Raw genomic sequence first — 3,875 nt, forward strand, 5'->3', positions numbered from 1 at the left:
GGTCGCCAGCCCGCCGCGCCAGCGGCCCGCACCGCCGCTGTCCTGGGCGAGCCCATATTTCACGAATTCGACCGGCGTCTCGGTCTCAGTGATCTCGATCGGCGTGTTCTTGAGATAGGCGGCATCGGCGCCCGATCCATTGGTGCCATCGCGACGCGGCATCGCGCCGCCGCCGCCCACCACGGGGTTGACCGCCGCGATGACGCTCCGGCTGGTGCGCTCATCGATGGTCATGACGTTGACGATGCAGTTGTTGCCGGCCGGCGCCGCCGGCAAGCGCTCCGGCAGCACTTGCGAGAAGGCCCCGAAGATGACCGAGCGCAGCCGGGCGCAGGTGAGCGAGCGCATGCCGACGGCGGCGGGATGGACGGGGTTCAGCACCGAACCTTGCGGGGTGATGCAGGTGAACGGCCGGGTCAGGCCCGTGTTGAGCAGGATTTTCGGGTTGAGCGTGTAGAGCACGTAATACACCCCGACCAGCAGCATCGTGTGGCGCGGGTCGCCGCCCGAAGGCACGTTGAGAGAGGAGCCGAGCTGCGGATCGGAGCCGGTGAAGTCGAGCACGGCCTCATCGCCTTTGATCGTCAGCGTCAGCTTCAGCCGGCAGGGATTTGCCTCGACCGAATCCTCATCGGCATAGTCGGCGAATTGCCAGGTGCCGTCGGGCATGGCGCGCAGCACGGCCCGCGCCTGCGCCTCGGCATGGTCGAGAAGAGCTGCAACGCCTTCGAGGAAGCCGGCCTTGCCGAACTTCTTCACCATCGCCTGGATCTTGCGCTCGCCGGTGTTGAGCGCGCCGACCAGCGCCTTGATGTCGCCGATGTTGAGGTCCGGCTTGCGCACATTGGTGCTCATGATCCTGAGGATCGTCTCGTCGAAGACGCCTTCCCTCACCAGCTTCATCGGCGGAAAGCGGACGCCTTCCTGATGGATTTCGGTGAGCGCGCGGCTGAGCGAAGCCGGCACAGCCCCGCCCATGTCGGTGTTGTGGATGTGCCCTCCCGTCCAGGCGACGATCTCGCCGTCGACGAAGACCGGCTTCCACAAATGCGTATCGGGCGCGTGCGTGGCGACGTGGCCGGAATAGGGATCGTTGGTGAAGGCGACGTCTCCCGGCCGGTAGTCGTTCACCATGGCGATCGCACGGTGATAAGAAAGCCCCGGATACCACGTGGCGCCGAGTTCCATCGGGACGGCGAAGGTCGCTCCCGAGCGATCCATCAGCATCACCGTAAAATCCTGCGTCTCCTTGACGAAGGCGGAGTGCGCGGTGCGGTGCAGCGTGTGGGCCATGTTCTCGGCCGCCGCGCGGGCATGGTTCGCCAGAACCTGAAGATTTGTGCGGTCGAACAAGGCGTCACTCCGCGAAAGTCAGAACGAGATTGAGGTGGCGATCGACCCGCGCCTGCGTTCCGGCGGGGAGAGCGAAGGTGGTATCTTCCTGGACCACCACAGCGGGTCCGCGGAACGCGCTGCCCGGCACCAGGGTCTGCCGGTCATGGAGAGCGATGGTCTCGACGGTCAGACCGGTGTAGACCGGCACCCGGCGCGCCGGATGGGTCGGGACGTCCATCCCCTCGGTCTCGGGGAAGGAGAGCGCCGGACCTGCGCCTATCGCGGACAGCCGAACATTCACGAGCTCGATCGCGCCGTCCGGATCGTGGAAGTCGTAGAGCTGCTCATGGGTGCGGTGGAATGCCTGCTCGATCGCGGCCGCGTCGCCGTCCGCCAACCATTGGGGCGAAAGGACAACCTCGATCTCATAGCTCTGGCCGAAGTAGCGCATGTCGCAGGAGAGTGTGAGTTGCGCGGCCGCATCGTGCCCCTGCGCCGCAAGCCAGTCGCGGCCCTCCTGCGCCAGCGCCTCGAAGGCCTCGCGGATTCCGGGAAGCGACGCGCCGGATAGCGGGCTGAAGATGGTGCGGATGAAGTCCCCGCGCAGATCAGCCACCAGCCCGCCCAGCGCCGATACCACACCGGGGCGGCGGGGCGCCATGACGCGCTTGATGCCGAGCTCGCGGGCCAGGAAGGCACCAAGCATCGGGCCGCCGCCGCCGAAGGGCATCAGCGTGAAATCGCGCAGATCGACGCCGGCGCGCGAGGCGAGCTTCTCGACCTCGACGAACATTTCCGACACCGCGATGTCGAGGATCGCCTGCGCGGTCTGCTCGACCGGGCGGCCGAGCCGCATCGCAAGTTCGCCGACCGCGCGATGCGCCAGTTGGGTCTCGATGCTGAGCTGGCCATAGGCCATCTCGCTATGGCCGAGCCATCCGCACACCACCATGGCGTCGGTCACCGTCGCCCGCTCGCCGCCACGGCCGTAGCATGCAGGTCCCGGCGTCGAACCGGCCGATTCCGGCCCGACCCGCAGCACTCCTTGCGCGTCGACGCTGGCGATCGAGCCGCCGCCGACACCGATCGAGCTCACCGACACGGAAGGGATATGGAGTGGAAATTCGCCGATCAGCTCGCCGGTGCCGAACTGCGGCTCGCCGTTTATGATGAGCGCGAAATCGGCCGAGGTTCCGCCGATGTCGAGGGTGAGAACCTTATCCTCGCCGGCCTGACGCGCCAGCCACGAGGCGCCGATGACGCCCGAGGCCGTTCCCGACAGCAGCATGTTCACGCAGGCGCGCTTGCCTTCGGCGGCGTTCATCAGCCCGCCGTTCGACTTCGTCAGCATCGGCCGGGCCGGCACGCCGCGATGCTTCAGCCGCTCTTCCAGCGCGGTCAGATAGCCGGAGACGCGCGGATGGACATAGCCATTGAGAATGGCGGTCGAGCTGCGCTCGTATTCGCGGATGACCGGCCACACCTCGGCGGAGGTGAAGACGAAGAGGTCGGGCGCCAGGCGCGCGATCGCCGCCTTTACCGAGGTTTCCTGCGCGGCGTTGCGCCAGGAATGAAGGAAAGACACGATGATCCCCTGCGCCCCGTTCGATTTCGCGGCCGCGACCGCGCTCTCCACCGCCGCCGTGTCGGGCGCCTGGGATTCATTGCCATCGGCGCGCATGCGGGCCGGAATGCCGAAGACCATGTCGCGCGAGATCAGCGGATCCGGCCGCGCGCAGAACAGCGAATACATGTCCGGCATGCGAAGCCGCGCGAGCTCGATCACGTCCTCGAAGCCGGCATTGGTGAACAGCGCCAGCGGCGCGCCCTTGCGCTGGATGATCGTGTTGATACCGACGGTCGTGCCATGCACGAAGCGCGTCATATGGGTCGGGTCGAAGCCCTCGCGTTCGGCCAGCAAGGTGAGCCCCGTCATCAGCTCGGCGCCCGGATCTTCCGGCGTCGTCAGCACCTTCAGCGAAGCGACGCGTCCGGATTTTGCTTCGAGCGCGCAGAAATCGATGAATGTCCCGCCGATATCGACGCCGACCTTCCAGTCGGCCTCCTTGCGTGCCTCATCCGCCGCAATGGCTCCATCCATGATGCGTCCCTTTCTCTCTGCTCGGAAACTCGCACGAGCGGACAATCACGGTCCAAGATGGATGATGGGCAAGAATATAAGTCCTACTTATACCTTGACGCTATGCTCGCCGAGAACGGCGGAGCAGGCCGCGCGGATGTCATCGCGCATCGTTTCGTCGGCCCTCGAAAGGGCTCGTGCGCGCGACGCGAGCAGCGCAATCGGGAATTCCGGGCCGCCCGCCAGCGGCCTGACAGCGAGGCCGGAAAACTGGCGCCACGGCAGCAGCGCGTCGACGAGAGCGACGCCCAGGCCGGCCTGGACGAAGCCGACCGCAGAGATCGAAATGTCGATCTCCAGCGACGGCGAAAGCGCCACGCCTTGCGCGCGGGCCGCGTGGGCCAGCTCGTCGGCGGGACGCGTGTTGCCGCGATAGGATATCAGTTCCTGCCCCACGAGA

The 3,875-nt window shown here is 66.6% G+C and carries 3 protein-coding genes; all 3 read right to left on the minus strand.

Annotation, left to right across the window (positions count from 1 at the left end; translation table 11 throughout):
* Window positions 1–1,353: hydantoinase B/oxoprolinase family protein (locus EOA32_RS34390; RefSeq protein WP_128374077.1), on the minus strand; the 1,353-nt coding region annotated here is incomplete at its 3' end.
* Window positions 1,354–1,357: 4 nt separating this feature from the next.
* A complete protein-coding gene (locus EOA32_RS34395; protein WP_128374078.1) occupies window positions 1,358–3,436 on the minus strand; it encodes a hydantoinase/oxoprolinase family protein in 2,079 nt (692 codons plus the stop codon).
* A gap of 87 nt (window positions 3,437–3,523) precedes the next feature.
* On the minus strand, window positions 3,524–3,875 hold a 352-nt coding region (locus tag EOA32_RS34400), incomplete at its 5' end, for a LysR substrate-binding domain-containing protein (protein WP_245499493.1).

This window comes from Mesorhizobium sp. M1A.F.Ca.ET.072.01.1.1 (assembly GCF_004023325.1).
Classification (GTDB): domain Bacteria; phylum Pseudomonadota; class Alphaproteobacteria; order Rhizobiales; family Rhizobiaceae; genus Mesorhizobium.

Coding starts and splice junctions, on each gene's coding strand:
- EOA32_RS34395 (WP_128374078.1), bottom strand. CDS start 3,436: ATGGATGGAGCCATTGCGGCGGATGAGGCACGCAAGGAGGCCGACTGG.